The following is a 15,284-nucleotide window of genomic DNA, read 5'->3' on the forward strand; positions in this document are numbered from 1 at the left end:
GTGATCGGCGCAATGCCGCCTGACCGTGACACATCCCGTCAAGAATGTCGCGAGAGCGTGCCTGAATAGGTGATGTCCGTGTCACCCTGACGTGTCATCTTGATGGCTACTTGGTCGAGCTCCCGCGTCGGGAACACCCGCAGCATCCCCGCGACGCACCCCTCGCCCTTGACCCGGTCGAGCGTGAACACGAGGCGGCTCCTGGTCGGGTTGAGCCGCCCCGAACACCGCAGCCCCGCACCCCACCGCAGGGCCGAGTCCTCGTCCGACAGCTCCATGGCCACCGGGAAGACCGGCTCGGTGCCGGCCGACCCCGTCCACTCTCCCGCCAGCCCGGGACTCTGCGCCCCACGCAGCCAGAGCACGAACCCGGCCACCCCCATGACCAGCCCGGCACCGGCCACGACCACCTGCCACACCCGCGCCCGCCGCATCGCCTCGACCTTGCCTGGGAGGCCTCCGAGATTACGGCAGACTCAGATGAGCCGGGCGTACTCGTCGAGCAGCGGCAGGATCTCGTCGGCCGAGCCGCTGGGCAGGCTGGCCACCGACTCCTCGATGCCCAGCTCGGCGTAGTAGTCGAGCTTCTCCCTGGTCGGCAGCGTCCCGAACGGGATGACCTTGGCCATCGGCCGCTCCGCCTTCTCGCAGGCTTCGCGCAGGGCGGGCAGCGCGGCCCTGATGCCCTTGCCACCGATCGGGATCCAGCCGTCGGCGTACTCGGCGACGTGCGCGAACAGCTTCGGGCCCGCCGCGCCGCCGATGTAGACGGGCGGTGCGGAGATCGGCTTGGGCCACGACCACGACGGCTCGAACCCATCGAAACCGGCCACCTCGTCCCGCCACAGCTTCCGCATGGCCAGCACGTTGGCCCGCGCGACCGCGCGCCGCCTGCCGTACTCCACGCCGTGGTTCTCGATCTCCTCCACGTTCCAGCCGAAGCCCACGCCGACCACCACGCGCCCGCCCGAGAGGTGGTCGAGGGTGGCGATCGCCTTGGCGGTCACGATGGGGTCGCGCTGGGCGGGGAGCAGGATGCCGGTGCCGATGACCAGCCGCTCGGTGACGGCGGCGGCGAACGAGAGCGCCACGAGCGGGTCCAGCGTCCGTTTGTACTCCTCGGGCAGCTCGCCCAGCCCCATCGGGTGCGGCGTGCGCCGCGAGATCGGGATGTGGGTGTGCTCCGGCACGTAGAGGGAGTGGAATCCGCGCTCCTCGGCTGCCTTGGCCAGGTCCACGACCGGCATGCCCAGATCCGTGGTGAACATGGTGACACCAAGCCGCATACGACTCTCCTGACGTCAACCAAGCGATTGCTCGGCTAAGATTTCTAGAGTAGCTTGCCGGACAGAGAAGCGCCCCGCGGAAAGAGGTCTCCTGGTGAAGTTTTCCATCTTCCTGAATCCGCAGATTCCAGGCTCCGGATACGCGGCCGAGGAGAACGCCAAGGCCAAGCGTCCCATCGGGCGCGACACGGAGTCGTACCAGAAACTGCTGCACGAGGTGCGGGAGATCGCCGTCCACGCCGACCAGATCGGTTTCGACGCGCTGATGATGACCGAGCACCACTTCCACTCGGAAGGAATGGAGTTCTCGGTCAACCCGCTGATGTTCCTCACCGACCTCGCGGCCAGGACCGAACGCATCCTGCTCGCGCCACTCGGCATGGTGCTGCCCGCCTGGGACCCCATCCGGGCGGCGGAGGACGTGGCGCTCCTCGACCAGTTCTGCAAGGGGCGGCTCCGGCTGGGCGTGGCCAGGGGCTACCAGAACCGGTGGATGAACGTGCTGGGCCAGCGCTGGCACGCGGCGGCCGCCCGCTCCGACGGCTCGGCCTCCGACACGCGGAACTTCGACGTCTTCGGCGAGGTCCTGAAGATCATGAAGATGGCCTGGACCCAGGAGACGCTCCGCTACAAGTCCGACGTACTGGACTACGAGATCCCCTACCCGTTCGACGGCATCGAGGGCTGGCCGGCCCTGGAGTGGACGAAGACGTTCGGCGCCCCCGGTGAGATCTCGGACGACGACAAGGTGCAGGCCGTCTCGGTCTGCCCGAGGCCGTACCAGAACCCGCATCCGGAGCTGTGGCAGCCGTTCACGATCTCCGACCGCTCGGTCATCAGGGCCGCGCAGGAGAACATCCTGCCGTGGATGTTCACCCCGAACCCCGACGACCACGCCGCCAAGGCCAAGCTCTACCAGGAGGAGTCCGCCAGGCAGGGCCGCGACTACAAGCTGGGCGAGCACACCGGCATCCTCAAGATCGTCGGCATCGCGGAGACGACCGAGGAGGCGATCAACACCTTCGGCCGGAGCATCCCCAAGGACTTCGCCGCCTTCTTCGGCCCGTTCGGCTACCTGGAAGTGCTGCGGAAGAAGGAAGACGCGAAACACCAGCCCATCTCCCCCGAGAAGGGCGACGCCAAGCGGATGAACGACGTGGAGATGGCGCTGTTCGGCACCCCCGACGACGTCAAGCGCGGCATCCAGCGGATGCTCGACCGGATGCCCGACCTGGAGTGGTTCGGCCTCTACATGCAGGGACAGCAGGGCGTGCTGCCGCTGGACACGGTCAAGCGGAACCTGGAACTGTTCGCCACCAAGGTCATTCCGGAGTTCCAGTGAAATTCTGGCTGGGCGCCTCGTTCGCCGACACCGACCAGTTCGTCGATCTGGCCAAGGCGGCTGAGAAGTGCGGGTTCGACACGCTCACGCTGTCGGACCACCTCTTCTACGCCGACTTCGCGACGCCGTACCCCTATTCGAAGTCGGGCAAGCCGCGCTGGACCGCCGAGACGCACTGGCCGGACGTGTGGGTGACGATCGGCGCGATGTCCGCGGTGACCAACACGCTGCGCTTCGCCCCCAACGTCTACATCGCCCCGGCCCGCGATCTGTTCACCGTGGCCAAGCAGGTGTCCACAGCGGCGGTGCTGTCGCGGGACCGCGTCACGTTCGGGGTGGGCGTCGGGTGGTGCGCGGAGGAGTTCGCCGCCACCGGCCAGGACTTCCACACCCGCGGGCGGCGGCTCAACGAGATGATCCCGGCGCTACGGGACCTCTGGAGCGGCCGGACCGTCACGATCGACGGGCTGCCCGAGCTGTCCATCTCGCCCACGCCCGCCGAGCCGATCCCGGTCCTGGTGGGCGGCGACAGCGAGGCGGCGCTGCGCCGGGCGGCCCGGCTGGGTGACGGCTGGATCGGCAACCGCATCTACACGGAGGAGCAGCTCGACACCGTCCTCGGCTCGTTACGGCAGTTGCTGGACGAGTACGGCAGGACGGGGCCGTTCGAGATCATCGCTCCGCTGGCCGTGCTGCCGGACGCCGACACCTTCCGGCACTTCGCCGCCAAGGGCGTCACCGGGACGATGGCCGCCCCGTGGTGGCTCGCCACCGCCGAGGAGAAGGCGCGGTACGGCGCAGGCAGCCTGGAACTCAAGGTCGCCACCATGGAACGGTTCGCGGAGGAGGTCATCGCGAAGATGTGACCCCGGCCGCGGGGGCCGTCGTCGTCAGGGCCCGTCGTCGTCAGGGCCCGTCGTCGTCAGGGCCCGTCGTCGTTAGGGGCGGTCGTAATGACGGGGCGGTCGCGGGCAGGCCCAGCTCGGCCATCGCCAGGTCGACCAGGGCGCCCGGCATCTCGTCCACCGCTCCGATGCGCATCAGGGCGGCCAGGCCGAGGTAGGTGCCGTAGGCCGCCAGCACCCGCCTGCGCGCCTCCTCCTCCGACTGGCCGAGCTCGCGCAGGACGTTCCGCATGTACCTCAGCCGGCGGTCGCTCACCCGCCGCACCACCTCGCCGACCAGTGGATCGTCCGCCTCGCTGATCAGCCGGAACGAGATCGCCGCATCCTGCTCGTCACCGAAGGCCAGGTCCAGCAGGGCCCGCATCCGCGCCACCGGCTCGTCGAGCGCCTCCAGCCGGGCGATGACCTGCTCGGTCTCGTCCTCCCAGCGCGCCAGCGCCGCCTCGACCAGCGACCGGCGGTTGGCGAAGTGCCAGTAGAAGCTGCCCTTGGAGACGCCGAGCCGCACCGCGACCGGCTCCACCGCCACGGCGCCCAGCCCACCCTCCGCGAGCGCCACCAACGCGGCCCGCGCCCAGTCGTCCGGACCCAACCGCTCCACGACCCCACACCCTCCCTCACTCGACCGCGCCCCGCCCAGGGCCGACCCTCCACCGCGCCGCACGGCCCCTTGCCCCGCGCAAGACCTCGCCCCGCACGAGACCTTGCCCCGCGCAAAGCCTTGCCCCGCAAGGCTTCTTGCCCGCGCACAGGACCTTCACCCCGCACCGACAGCCTGCCATACGGCGGCGTATAGTCGCTTCCATACGGAACCGTATGGTGGCCGAGAAGGGGCCGCCCAGACCAAGGAGCCCCCCCATGCCGACACTGGTCGACGACTTCATCCCCCACCCGGACACGGCGGAGCGGCACTCGATCGTGATCAACGCCTCCCGCGACCGCGTCTGGCAGGCGCTCACCCACCTCGACCCGCAGGACATCCGCCTGGCCAAGCCGCTGTTCGCCGTCCGGCGCCTGTTCTCCCGCCCCTCCGGCGACCGGCAGAAGCAGACCGCGCCCACCTTCACGCCGCTGGCCGTGGACCCGATGCGGGAGATCGTCCTCGGGACGATCGGGCAGTGGTGGCGTCTGGGCCGCGCCGAACACACCCCGGCGATCGGCGACGCGGACGACTTCCGCGCCTTCGACCGGCCCGGTTACGCGAAGGGGACGTTCAGCTTCCTGCTGGACGACGCGGGGCCGGGGCGCATCCGCCTGGTCACCGAGACCAGGGTGCTCGCCACCAGCCCCGACGCCCGCCGCGCCTTCCGTCGCTACTGGATCCTCATCCGCCTGGGCAGCGGCCTGATCCGGCGGATCATCCTGGCCGCCGTCCGGGCCCGCTCCTGACCCATCCCCGGAGGACCCGCGCAACGCTGTTCGCGCCGGTCGGGGCGGCGGCGGGCGCGAAAGTGCTCTCAACGGGCGATAACCTCGTGTGGTGCTGGATGAGATCGCGGCGACCCGCTATGTGACGCCGCTGCGCGAAGGCGGATCACTACCGGGCGTCGTCGAGGCTGATGATCTCGGCACGTACGTGGTGAAGTTCCGGGGCGCGGGCCAGGGCCGCAGGGTCCTGGTGGCGGAGATCATCTCGGGTGAGCTGGCCAGGCGGCTCGGGCTCCGCACTCCCGAGCTCAAGCTGATCGACCTCGACCCGCAGATCGGCATCCGGGAGCCCGACGAGGAGGTGCAGGACCTGCTCAAGGCCAGCACCGGCCTCAACCTGGCGATCGACTTCCTGCCCGGCGCCCTCGGGTTCGAGCCGCTGGCGTGGACGCCCGACTGGATGTTCGCCTCGCGGGTGGTCTGGTTCGACGGCCTGATCCACAACGTCGACCGAAGCTGGCGCAACCCCAACCTGCTCATCTGGCACCGCGACATATGGCTGATCGACCACGGCGCGGCGCTCTGGTTCCACCACAACTGGCCGACGGCGGACCCGCGACGGCCGTTCGACGTGGGGGATCATGTGCTGGCGCCGTTCGCCACCGACCTCGAGAGCGCGGCGGCCGAGCTGTCCGCGAAGATCACTCCTGAGCTCCTCGAAACCGTGACCGCCCTGGTGCCCGACGAATGGCTCGAGGACGAGCCGGGCTTCGACTCGGCGCAGGCCGTACGCGATGCCTATGTCGACCACCTGTTCAGGCGCGCGCAGGGACCGCACGAGTGGCTGAGACGGCCCGACGCGCCTGCCGGCAGACCCGCGGGGCCGGGGTCCGTCGGCGAGTTCTGGCGGGGAGGCGACCGATGAGCCGGGATGTCTACGAGTACGCGGTGATCCGCGTGATGCCGCGGGTCGAGCGCGGCGAGCTGATCAACGTGGGCGTGCTGCTCTACTGCCAGCCGCGCGGCTACCTCTGCGCACGGGTCGCCCTCGACGCGGCCCGGCTGCGCGCGCTCGATCCGGCCGCGGACGTCGACGGTGTACGACAGGCGCTCGGCGCGTACGAGCTGGCCTGCGGCGACGACGCGGGACCGCTGACCGGGGAGCCGCTCGGCGGCAGGTTCCGCTGGCTGACGGCGCCGCGCAGCACGATCGTGCAGACCGGCCCGGTCCATGCCGGTCTCACCGCCGACCCCGGCACCGAGCTGGCCAGACTCTTCGACAAACTGGTCCTGCTCTAGCCGAAGACACCGGCCGCCGGACTACGTCGAGAGATGGACTGTCCGACGAATGGGCCTACCACCTCATGGGACAGAACAGCTAGAACAGCACAGACATGAACGTGTCGACCTCGTGGAAGCCCACTTTCCGGTAGACCGCCCGCGCCGAGTGGTTGAAGTCGTTGACGTACAGCGAGACCACGGGGGCGAAGCAGTCCAGGGCGGCGTCCACGACCGCGGCCATGCCGGCCACCGCGTGCCCCTGGCCGCGCAGCGCGGGATCGACCCACACGCCCTGGATCTGGCAGGCGTGCGGAGTGACCGCGCCGACCTCCGCCTTGAACACCACGCGCCCGTTGTCGATGCGCGCGTACGACCTGCCGATGCGGATCAACTCGGCCACCCTGGTCCGGTAGAGGGCGCCGCCGTCGCCGAGGTTGGGCGAGACCCCCACCTCTTCGGTGAACATCGCGACGCAGGCCGGCAGCAGGGTCTCGAACTGGTCCGGGCGCACCCGCCGGACCAGCGGATCGGCGGGGACGGACGACCTGCGCGAGGTGGCCATGACCGGCTGCGCCCAGCGGATCGTCCGCGCCCGGCCCCAGTACGGCTCCAGCCGCTCCCACAGCAGCGAGACCGCGTCGGCGGGACCCACGATGGACGAGCAGCGGCGGCCCTGCTTGCGAGCGCGGTCGGCGAACGCGTGCACGGCTTCGGGACCGGCGTTGACCGGCACCATGTTTGCCCCGGCGTAGCAGAGCGAGACGAGCCCGCCGCGCGGTCCGAACCCCCACATCTGCCCGCCCAGGCGCGCCGGATTGAGTCCGACGGTCCGCACCCGGGAGGAGACGAAGACGTTGGCGACCGGGTCGAGGTCGAGCAAGGCGAGGGCCTCGTCCCGGTCGCTGTCATCGAGCACACGCGACGCCGATGTACGCAGCATCACATGGTCAGACTACGCGAACGACCACCGAATAGCTCATCTGGACAGGAGCTCGGTGAGCCTTTCGTGACCAAGCGGACCAGCAGCCGCCATATGGACCGTGGGCTTGGGCGCCGGCAGTTTCTGACACTCGGCTCCGTGCCGCGGCACCGTGCCGTCGAGCAGGTAGGCGACCAGGTGGCGGTCCACGCACTGGTTCCCGGCCAGCGAGGCGCCGTGGTTGCCGCCCGCGTCGACGACCATGCGGGCGCTCGGGAACAGCTTGCGCATGTTCAGGGCGCCCTGGTACGGCGTGGCGGCGTCGTCCTTCGACTGGATCATCAGGATTGAGGGCAGCCGCCGGGACGCATGGATCGTGACCGGGGTGCCGCCGGGCACGCTCCAGAACGCGCACGGCGCGTTGTACCAGGCGTTGGGCCAGGTCAGGAACGGCGCCTGCTTGTGCATCCGCGTCATGTCCGTCCGCCACTTGGCCCAGGACCTGGGCCATTGGACGTCGCGGCACTGCACGCTCAGGTAGATGGCGTAGCCGTTCTCGTCGTCGGCGTCCTGCTTGCCGTACTTGTTGAAGACGTCGATCAGCCCCTTCGCGTCGCCCTGCCGCACGTACTTGGACCAGGCGGCGGCGAGGTCGGGCCAGATCCGGTCGGTGTAGCCGCCCACGGTGAAGGTGTCGTCGAGCTCGCTCGGGCCGACCACCCCGCCGGCCGGGCGGTCGTGCAGCCGGGAGCGCATGGCGTACCAGGCGAACGTGGTCTGTGTGGCCGAGCCGCCGAGCTTGTAGACGTCGTTGTTCTTGGCGGTCCAGGCCAGGAACTCGTGGTGCCTGCGCTCGAAGGCCTTGTCCTGGGCCAGGTTGGCTTTGTACCAGATGCCATCCGGGTCGACCGTGCTGTCCATGACGAGGTGCTTGACCCGGTCGGGGAAGAGTGTGGCGTAGACGGCGCCGATGTAGGTGCCGTAGGAGTAGCCGAGGAAGCTGATCTGCGGCTCGCCGAGTGCCGCGCGGATGCTGTCCATGTCCCTGGCGGTGTTCTCGGTGGTCAGGTGGGGCAGCAGCCACGCGTACAGGTCACCGCACCGGTTGGCGTAGTCGGTGGCCCGGCCGAGCAGCACTTTCTCGTCTTCCTGGCCGCGCGGCACCGCGTCCGGCCTGGGCGGGGCGAAGTAGGTGGCGGCGTCGACGCAGTGCATCGAGGGCTCGCTGTTGCCCACGCCGCGCGGGTCGAAGCCGATGATGTCGTAGCGGTCGGCGACCTTCTGCGAGAGCGCCGCCGACACGTACTCGGCCAGCGACCGCCCTGAGGCTCCCGGGCCGCCCGGGTTAACCAGCAGGCTGCCCAGGTGGTTGCCGTCGCGCGGCACCTTGGCCTTGATCCGGTTGAGCGCCAGCGTGATCGACTGCCCCAACGGCTCGTGGTAGTCCAGCGGCACCCGCACGGTGGCGCACTCGACGCCACTCACCGCGGGCGCGGACCTGCTGATGACCGCCCCGGAACCGGCCGTCTCCACCTTCGCCGGCGCCGGACAGGCTCCCCAGTCCAGCGGCGACCCGACCGAACTCCCGGTGGCCCCGGCGGTCCCACCGGCTCCCAGCGCCGGCACCAGCATCGCCAACCCGACGACAACCCTCACGACCCGCTTCACACGGCCTCCCCTTCAGTAGGAGGACCGATACTCCCGCAAGTAACCGAGTAGTGACGCTGGGTATGGCTAAATGCTTACCATTCTGTAATCGCCCAATTGCACGCCGTAATGCACGGCCGCCAGGGCTTCCGGGTTTTCCCCGCCACCGGTCAAGAATGCGCACGTCACGGCGCCGCACCACCTCCACCGGAGGAGCGTGCCCCTGGACAGGGCTCAGCCCGGTCGGCGTCTGGGGCCAACCGGGCTGAGCCGTAAAATATGGGGCTAAAAATCAGCCAACGACCACCTCAGGCTCGCCGTCGAGCGCGATGCCCATTTCGTCGGCGATGCGCAGGGCTTCGTCGATCAGCGTCTCGACGATCTGTGACTCGGGGACCGTCTTCACGACCTCCCCCTTCACGAAGATCTGCCCCTTGCCGTTGCCCGACGCCACGCCCAGGTCCGCCTCGCGAGCCTCGCCGGGGCCGTTCACCACGCAGCCCATCACGGCCACCCGCAGCGGCACCTTCAGACCTTCGAGGCCCGCCTGCACCTGCTCCGCCAGCGTGTAGACGTCCACCTGCGCCCGGCCGCACGACGGGCACGAGACGATCTCCAGCCCCCGCTCCCGCAGCCCCAGCGACTCCAGGATCTGCGTGCCGACCTTGACCTCCTCGACCGGCGGCGCCGACAGCGAGACGCGGATGGTGTCGCCGATGCCCTCCGCCAGCAGCGCCCCGAACGCGACCGCCGACTTGATCGTGCCCTGGAAGGCCGGCCCGGCCTCGGTGACGCCCAGGTGCAGCGGGTAGTCGCACTTTCCGGCCAGCAGCCGGTAGGCGTTGATCATGACGACCGGGTCGTTGTGCTTGACCGAGATCTTGATGTCGCGGAAGCCGTGCTCCTCGAACAGCGAGCACTCCCACAGCGCCGACTCGGCCAGCGCCTCGGGGGTCGCCTTGCCGTACTTCTGCAGCAGCCGGGGGTCGAGCGAGCCGGCGTTGACGCCGATGCGGATCGGCACGCCGTGATCGGCCGCGGCCCGCGCGATCTCGCCCACCTTGTCATCAAATTTCTTGATATTGCCGGGGTTGACGCGTACGGCCGCGCAGCCCGCCTCGATGGCGGCGAACACGTACTTCGGCTGGAAGTGGATGTCGGCGATGACCGGGATCTGCGACTTGCGGGCGATCGCCGGCAGCGCGTCGGCGTCGTCCTGAGACGGCACGGCCACCCGGACGATCTGGCACCCGGCGGCGGTCAGCTCGGCGATCTGCTGCAAGGTGGAGTTGATGTCGGCGGTCACCGTGGTGGTCATCGACTGCACGGAGACCGGCGCGTCGCCGCCGACCGGGACGCCGCCGACCATGATCTGGCGGGAGTGCCGGCGTTCGGCGAGGGGCTTGGGGCGGACCGCGGGGATGCCGAGTGCTACAGGAGACATTTCAACCCTTGAGTTTCGGTAACGGTATCCAGTGTAGGTAGCCCGTGGGACTGCCGGGCTGTGAGCTCCGTCCCAGGTCTCATCCGGCGGCCACGCTCCGTACGAGCTCCGTCGCGCGGGCACGTGCCCAGGCGTCGGCGGCCAGCACCTCCTCGACCGAGTCCGCGGGGGTCACCCGGTGCTCCTCGACGACCTTGGCGACCGTGTCGACGATCGCCGGGAACGGCAGCCCGCCGCCGATGAACGCCTCCAGGCACGCCTCGTTGGCCGCGTTGTAGACGGCCGGCGCGGTGCCGCCCTCGGTGCCGACGTGCCTGGCCAGCGCGACGGCGGGGAACGCCTCGTCGTCGAGCGGCTCGAAGGTCCAGGTGTGGGCCAGCGTCCAGTCGATGGCAGGGGCGGCGCCCGCGATCCGCCCGGGGTGGCCGAGCGCGAGCGCGATGGGCAGCCGCATGTCGGGCGGGCTGGCCTGGGCGATGGTGGAGCCGTCGATGTACTCGACCATGGAGTGGATGATCGACTGAGGATGCACCACGACCTCGATCCTGTCGAAACCGATGTCGAACAGCAGGTGCGCCTCGATCACCTCCAGCCCCTTGTTGACCAGGGTGGCCGAGTTGATGGTGATCATGGGCCCCATCGACCAGGTGGGGTGCGCCAGGGCCATCTCGGGCGTGACGTCCAGCATGTCGGCGCGCTTGCGCCCCCTGAACGGCCCGCCGCTCGCGGTGATGACCAGCCGCCTGACCGCCTCGGGACGGTGACCGTCGGGCCCGGCGGCCCACAGGCACTGCTGCACGGCCGAGTGCTCGGAGTCGACGGGCAGGATCTGCCCCGGCGCGGCCAGCCGCTTGACCAGCGGCCCGCCGATGATCAGCGACTCCTTGTTGGCCAGGGCGAGTGTCCTGCCCGCCTCCAGCGCGACCAGCGTGGAGGTCAGGCCGAGCGCGCCGGTGATGCCGTTGAGCACCGTGTCGCACGGCCACGCCGCCACCTCCGCGACCCCTTCGGGGCCCGCGAGCACCACCGGGCTCGCGCCGCGCGCCGCGAGCGCCTCTTTCAGCGTGGGTACGGCGGCGGCATCGGCCACGGCCACCACCTCGGCGCCGTACGAGGCCGCCTGCTCGGCCAGCAGCTCGGCCTTCCCGCCACCGGCCGCGAGCCCGGCGACCCTGAACCTGCCCGGGTCGGCGCCGATGACGTCGAGCGCCTGGGTGCCGATCGAGCCGGTGGAGCCGAGGACGACGACGGAGCGGAGGGTGTCTGCGTGCACCCGTCCATTGTCCCCGCTGCGGGAGGCGACCGGGCACGCGCCCCCGCCGTCCCTAAATACAGCAACGAATGTGACACCAGATATTCGAGTCCATCAACGCCCAAATATCACCATATCCGTATTCGCAAATCATGAGAAATGGGGATATTGAGGCCGCTACCTTCCAAGCTCGGATCCGGGATTTCGGGAGGTACGTAATGCACCGCAGAGTCGCTCTGCTTTCCATCCTCACCCTCACCGCCGGGGGCGCCCTGCTCCCGGCGGGGCCGGCGCAGGCCCAGCCGGGCCCCAAGCCCGCCCAGAAGGCGGCCGCCGACTCCACCTCCGAGCGGCAGGCCGTCCTGCGGTACTGGACCCCGCAGAAGATGGAGACCGCCCAGCCACTCACCGCCCCCGGCCCCAAGAAGGGGGCCAGACCGGCCATGGGCGAGCCCACTACCGGCATCCCCTGGACGGCCCCGCCCACCGGCGCCCCGAGCAGCGGCGCGCGGCCACAGCTCGCCGGCAGCGGCGGCTCCCCCTGGACCGGCGGCGGCGCGATCACGAAGACGACGGGCCGCGTCTTCTTCACCTACCAGGGGCGCAACGCCTCCTGCTCGGGCTCGGCCGTGACCAGTGCCAACAAGAGCGTGGTCCTCACCGCGGGCCACTGCGTCAAGCTGGGCGGCGCCTTCCACACGAACTGGGTGTTCGTCCCCGGCTACGAGAACGGCAACCGCCCGAACGGCACCTGGGCCGCCACCAGGCTGCTGACCACCCCGCAGTGGAACACGAGCGAGGACATCGACTTCGACGTCGCCGCCGCCGTCGTGGCGCCGCTGCAGGGCAAGGCGCTGACCGACGCCGTGGGCGGCCAGGGCGTGGCGTTCAACCAGGCCAGGCGGCAGCGGATGTACGCGTTCGGCTACCCGGCGGCGGCCCCGTACGACGGCGCCAAGCTGATCTATTGCAGCGGCCGTACGTTCGACGATTTCCTGATGTCCAATGACCAGGGCCTGACCTGCGATATGACCGGCGGTTCGAGTGGCGGTCCATGGTTCCAGAATTTCACCGAATCGACCGGCCTCGGTATCCAGAACTCCGTCAACAGTTTCAAATACAACTTCGCCCCGAACTTGATGTTCGGCCCCTATTTCGGGGCAGAGGCCCAAGCCGTCTACCAAGCCGCCCAGAGCACCAACGCCCTCTGAGTCCATTCACCGAAAGTAGTCACAAGAACACACCTTGTGGTGCACACTCGGGGGTCATGACCCTGAGCACCCCCTTGCTGACAGGTGTGCCGCTCGTCGCGGGACTGATGGGCCCCGCGCTCATCGGCGCCATGCCCGTCCAGCACCACGACCCTGCCCATGCCATCACCAAGCCGGTCGTGCACACGGCCAAGCGGATGGAGGTGGTCGAGCACGTGGCCGCCCGCAGCCCTGCTGACCAGCGGCGCGTGCTCGACTACTGGACCCCGGCCCGGATGGCCGACGCCCTGCCGATCGACATGCTCGGCATCGTCACCAAGGGCAACGGCCTGCTGAACAAGCTCGCCGACAAGACCGGGATCACCGCGGCGCCCGGCCTGACCGGCGGCAGGGCCAAGATCCCCACCCCGCGCCTCCAGTCGGCCAGGCCCCAGACCACCACGTCCGGCTCCCGCTGGCTGACCGGCGGGGCGGTGACCCGCACCACCGGCCGCGTCTTCCTGACCGTCGGCGGGATCGACTTCGTCTGCTCCGCGAGCACGGTCCAGAGCGCCAGCAGGGACCTCGTGGTCACGGCCGGTCACTGCGTCAAGGACGGCACCGGCGAGTGGGCGGCCAACTGGCAGTTCGTGCCCGGCTACCGCACGGGCGGCGGGCACCCGTACGGCCAGTACGCGGCCCGCCGCATGTTCGTCACCGGCCCGTGGGCGCACTCCGCCGACGACAGCTACGACATGGGCATGGTGGCCCTGACGACCGCGGACAGCCAGCACGTCACCGACGTGGTGGGCGCCCAGCGGATCGCCTTCAACGCCCCGCGTGGCGGCCAGACGTTCGGTTTCGGCTACCCGGCCGACCCGCCGTACAACGGCGAGCACCTGGTCTACTGCGCGGGCCGCCTGCACGGCGACCCCTACAAGCAGACCCGCGACCAGGGCCTGGGCTGCGACATGACGGCGGGCTCCAGCGGCGGCCCGTGGCTGTCCGGCTTCGACCCGGCCACGGGCATCGGCGAGATCACGTCGTTGAGCAGCTTCAAGTACAGCGACGACCAGCGCACCATGTACGGCCCGTACTTCGGTGAAGCCGCCAAGGCCCTCTTCGACACCGCCCAGCGGGCGTAGAACTAAAGCGACAGTCCGGTCAACACCATGACCTTCTCGTAGGTGAAGTCCGTCATCGCCGAGTGAAGGCCCTCGCGGCCGATGCCGGAGTCCTTCACGCCGCCGTACGGCATCTGGTCGGCCCGGTACGACGGGACGTCGCCGATGATCACGCCGCCCACCTCCAGTTCCCGGTTGGCCCGAAAGGCCGCGTCCAGCGACCGGGTGAACACGCCGGCCTGCAGCCCGTACTTGGAGTCGTTGACCATCGCGTACGCCTCGTCGATCGACGCGGCGGGCTGCAGGACCACGACGGGCCCGAAGACCTCCTCGCGCAGGACCTTCGCGTCCTGGGGCACGTCGGCCAGCACGGTCGGCGCGATCGTGGCGCCCTCGCGGGTGCCGCCCGTCAGCACGCGGGCGCCCGCGTCCACCGCCTCCTGGACCCACTGCTCGACGCGTTCGGCGGCGTGCACCGAGACCAGCGGCCCGACCTGCGTCTTCTCGTCGGCCGGGTCACCGGTCACGAGCCCGTCGACGGCCGGGAGCAGGCGCTCCACGAACGCGTCGTAGACGGGCCGCTCGACGATCACCCGCTGCACGGCGATGCAGCTCTGACCGGCCTGGTAGTTGGCGAACAGGGCCACCCGCCGGGCCGCCCAGTCGAGGTCGGCGTCGGCCAGCACCACCGCCGCGGCGTTGCCGCCGAGCTCCAGCGTCACGTGCTTGCGCGGGATCTGGTCGGCGATCGCGTAACCGACCGGCGCGGAGCCGGTGAACGACACCACCGGCAGCCTCGGGTCGAGCACCAGGCCGGAGGCGCGCTCGTTCTCGACCGGCAGCACGGAGAACATCCCGGCGGGCAGGTCGGTCTCGGCCAGGAGCTCGCCGAGCAGGAGCGAGGTGAGCGGCGTGGCGGGCGCGGGCTTGACGATGACGGGCGCGCCCACCGCGATGGCGGGCGCCACCTTGTGGGCCACCAGGTTCAGCGGGAAGTTGAACGGCGTGATCGCGAGCACCGCACCGTACGGCACACGGGACACGTACGCCAGGCGGCCGGCGGCGGCGGGCTCGGTGTCCAGCCGCTGCACGGCGCCGGACCAGCGGCGGGTCTCCTCGGCGGCGAAGCGGAACGTGGCGATCGCCCGCGAGACCTCACCACGCGCCCAGAAGATCGGCTTGCCGTTCTCGGCGGTGATCAGGTGGGCGATCTCGTCGGCCCGCTCCGAGAGGCGGCGCGAGACGTGGGCCAGCGCTTCGGCGCGCACGTGCACGGGGAGCGCGGCGGCCTGCCCGGCGACCGCGTGAGCGGCCGCGACGGCCTCCTCGATCTGGCCGTCGGTCGGCACGGAACAGCGGCCGACCTCGCGACCGTCGTGGGGATTGGTCACGGTGAGCTCGGAGTCTCCGGTGGCGGGGCGGCCCGCGAGCCAGAAGGTACGCACGTCCATGTTCACGACGTTATGCCACGGCGGAGATCGGGGACGTACACCAGCGTGCACAAGACTCCCACCAGACCTCACCGT

General features: G+C 70.1%; 15 protein-coding genes. 7 read left to right on the top strand and 8 right to left on the bottom strand.

Annotated elements, in window-relative coordinates; all coding sequences use genetic code 11:
- Nucleotides 1-38: 38 nt before the first annotated feature.
- Entirely contained in the window at nucleotides 39-434 is a 396-nt protein-coding gene (locus tag AB0F17_RS29360) for a hypothetical protein (protein ID WP_358029164.1), read from the bottom strand.
- Nucleotides 435-476: 42 nt separating this feature from the next.
- Complete coding sequence (locus AB0F17_RS29365) at nucleotides 477-1,286, bottom strand: TIGR03619 family F420-dependent LLM class oxidoreductase (RefSeq protein WP_358029167.1); 810 nt, start codon at nucleotides 1,284-1,286, stop codon at nucleotides 477-479.
- 94 nt (nucleotides 1,287-1,380) lie between these two features.
- Between AB0F17_RS29365 and AB0F17_RS29370 the strand changes: the two genes are divergently transcribed.
- Both AB0F17_RS29370 and AB0F17_RS29375 read left to right on the top strand, forming a co-directional pair.
- On the top strand, nucleotides 1,381-2,628 hold the full coding sequence (locus AB0F17_RS29370; protein WP_358029170.1) for an LLM class flavin-dependent oxidoreductase: 1,248 nt from the start codon (nucleotides 1,381-1,383) through the stop codon (nucleotides 2,626-2,628).
- Nucleotides 2,625-3,494, top strand: a complete 870-nt coding sequence (locus tag AB0F17_RS29375; protein WP_358029172.1) for a TIGR03619 family F420-dependent LLM class oxidoreductase — start codon at nucleotides 2,625-2,627, stop codon at nucleotides 3,492-3,494. The genes AB0F17_RS29370 and AB0F17_RS29375 overlap by 4 nt, the downstream gene beginning before the upstream one ends.
- Before the next feature lie 40 nt (nucleotides 3,495-3,534).
- On the opposite strand, the gene AB0F17_RS29380 is transcribed toward AB0F17_RS29375, so the two are convergent.
- A complete protein-coding gene (locus AB0F17_RS29380; protein WP_358029175.1) occupies nucleotides 3,535-4,134 on the bottom strand; it encodes a helix-turn-helix domain-containing protein in 600 nt (199 codons plus the stop codon).
- 257 nt (nucleotides 4,135-4,391) lie between these two features.
- Here AB0F17_RS29380 and AB0F17_RS29385 point away from each other — a divergent pair, with 257 nt between their 5' ends.
- The 3 genes from AB0F17_RS29385 to AB0F17_RS29395 all read left to right on the top strand — a co-directional run bounded on the left by AB0F17_RS29385 (nucleotide 4,392) and on the right by AB0F17_RS29395 (nucleotide 6,200).
- Nucleotides 4,392-4,922: a hypothetical protein gene (locus AB0F17_RS29385; RefSeq protein WP_358029177.1), complete on the top strand. Its 531-nt coding sequence runs from the start codon at nucleotides 4,392-4,394 to the stop codon at nucleotides 4,920-4,922.
- A 91-nt stretch (nucleotides 4,923-5,013) separates the two neighbouring features.
- Nucleotides 5,014-5,826, top strand: coding sequence for a HipA family kinase (locus tag AB0F17_RS29390; RefSeq protein ID WP_358029180.1), 813 nt, complete (start codon nucleotides 5,014-5,016; stop codon nucleotides 5,824-5,826).
- Nucleotides 5,823-6,200, top strand: a complete 378-nt coding sequence (locus AB0F17_RS29395; RefSeq protein ID WP_358029182.1) for a DUF3037 domain-containing protein — start codon at nucleotides 5,823-5,825, stop codon at nucleotides 6,198-6,200. Before AB0F17_RS29390 ends, AB0F17_RS29395 begins: the two co-directional genes overlap by 4 nt.
- A gap of 79 nt (nucleotides 6,201-6,279) precedes the next feature.
- Here the strand turns inward: AB0F17_RS29395 and AB0F17_RS29400 are convergent, their stop codons facing one another.
- The 4 genes from AB0F17_RS29400 to dxr form a co-directional block, all read right to left on the bottom strand.
- Nucleotides 6,280-7,122, bottom strand: a complete 843-nt coding sequence (locus AB0F17_RS29400) for a GNAT family N-acetyltransferase (protein ID WP_358029256.1) — start codon at nucleotides 7,120-7,122, stop codon at nucleotides 6,280-6,282.
- A 36-nt stretch (nucleotides 7,123-7,158) separates the two neighbouring features.
- The gene (locus tag AB0F17_RS29405) at nucleotides 7,159-8,757 is read right to left on the bottom strand and encodes an alpha/beta fold hydrolase (RefSeq protein ID WP_358029185.1); all 1,599 of its coding nucleotides are present in this window, start codon (nucleotides 8,755-8,757) and stop codon (nucleotides 7,159-7,161) included.
- Between the two features lie 283 nt (nucleotides 8,758-9,040).
- Nucleotides 9,041-10,192, bottom strand: a complete 1,152-nt coding sequence (ispG, locus tag AB0F17_RS29410; RefSeq protein WP_358029187.1) for a flavodoxin-dependent (E)-4-hydroxy-3-methylbut-2-enyl-diphosphate synthase — start codon at nucleotides 10,190-10,192, stop codon at nucleotides 9,041-9,043.
- 79 nt (nucleotides 10,193-10,271) lie between these two features.
- Nucleotides 10,272-11,465 carry a 1-deoxy-D-xylulose-5-phosphate reductoisomerase gene (gene dxr / locus AB0F17_RS29415; RefSeq protein WP_358029189.1) on the bottom strand — a complete coding sequence of 398 codons (1,194 nt, stop codon included), beginning with the start codon at nucleotides 11,463-11,465 and terminating at the stop codon, nucleotides 10,272-10,274.
- A gap of 197 nt (nucleotides 11,466-11,662) precedes the next feature.
- On the opposite strand from dxr, the gene AB0F17_RS29420 reads away from it, so the two are divergent.
- Both AB0F17_RS29420 and AB0F17_RS29425 read left to right on the top strand, forming a co-directional pair.
- A complete protein-coding gene (locus AB0F17_RS29420) occupies nucleotides 11,663-12,655 on the top strand; it encodes a trypsin-like peptidase domain-containing protein (protein ID WP_358029192.1) in 993 nt (330 codons plus the stop codon).
- A gap of 56 nt (nucleotides 12,656-12,711) precedes the next feature.
- Nucleotides 12,712-13,779, top strand: a complete 1,068-nt coding sequence (locus tag AB0F17_RS29425; protein WP_358029194.1) for a hypothetical protein — start codon at nucleotides 12,712-12,714, stop codon at nucleotides 13,777-13,779.
- 2 nt (nucleotides 13,780-13,781) lie between these two features.
- Here AB0F17_RS29425 and AB0F17_RS29430 read toward each other — a convergent pair whose 3' ends face one another.
- On the bottom strand, nucleotides 13,782-15,209 hold the full coding sequence (locus AB0F17_RS29430) for an aldehyde dehydrogenase family protein (RefSeq protein ID WP_358029197.1): 1,428 nt from the start codon (nucleotides 15,207-15,209) through the stop codon (nucleotides 13,782-13,784).
- Nucleotides 15,210-15,284: the final 75 nt, after the last annotated feature.

The organism is Nonomuraea sp. NPDC026600 (genome assembly GCF_040638335.1).
Lineage (GTDB): Bacteria > Actinomycetota > Actinomycetes > Streptosporangiales > Streptosporangiaceae > Nonomuraea.

Coding starts and splice junctions, on each gene's coding strand:
- AB0F17_RS29360 (WP_358029164.1), bottom strand. CDS start 434: ATGCGGCGGGCGCGGGTGTGGCAGGTGGTCGTGGCCGGTGCCGGGCTG.
- AB0F17_RS29365 (WP_358029167.1), bottom strand. CDS start 1,286: ATGCGGCTTGGTGTCACCATGTTCACCACGGATCTGGGCATGCCGGTC.
- AB0F17_RS29385 (WP_358029177.1), top strand. CDS start 4,392: ATGCCGACACTGGTCGACGACTTCATCCCCCACCCGGACACGGCGGAG.
- AB0F17_RS29395 (WP_358029182.1), top strand. CDS start 5,823: ATGAGCCGGGATGTCTACGAGTACGCGGTGATCCGCGTGATGCCGCGG.
- AB0F17_RS29400 (WP_358029256.1), bottom strand. CDS start 7,122: ATGCTGCGTACATCGGCGTCGCGTGTGCTCGATGACAGCGACCGGGAC.
- ispG (WP_358029187.1), bottom strand. CDS start 10,192: ATGTCTCCTGTAGCACTCGGCATCCCCGCGGTCCGCCCCAAGCCCCTC.
- AB0F17_RS29420 (WP_358029192.1), top strand. CDS start 11,663: ATGCACCGCAGAGTCGCTCTGCTTTCCATCCTCACCCTCACCGCCGGG.
- AB0F17_RS29425 (WP_358029194.1), top strand. CDS start 12,712: ATGACCCTGAGCACCCCCTTGCTGACAGGTGTGCCGCTCGTCGCGGGA.
- AB0F17_RS29430 (WP_358029197.1), bottom strand. CDS start 15,209: ATGGACGTGCGTACCTTCTGGCTCGCGGGCCGCCCCGCCACCGGAGAC.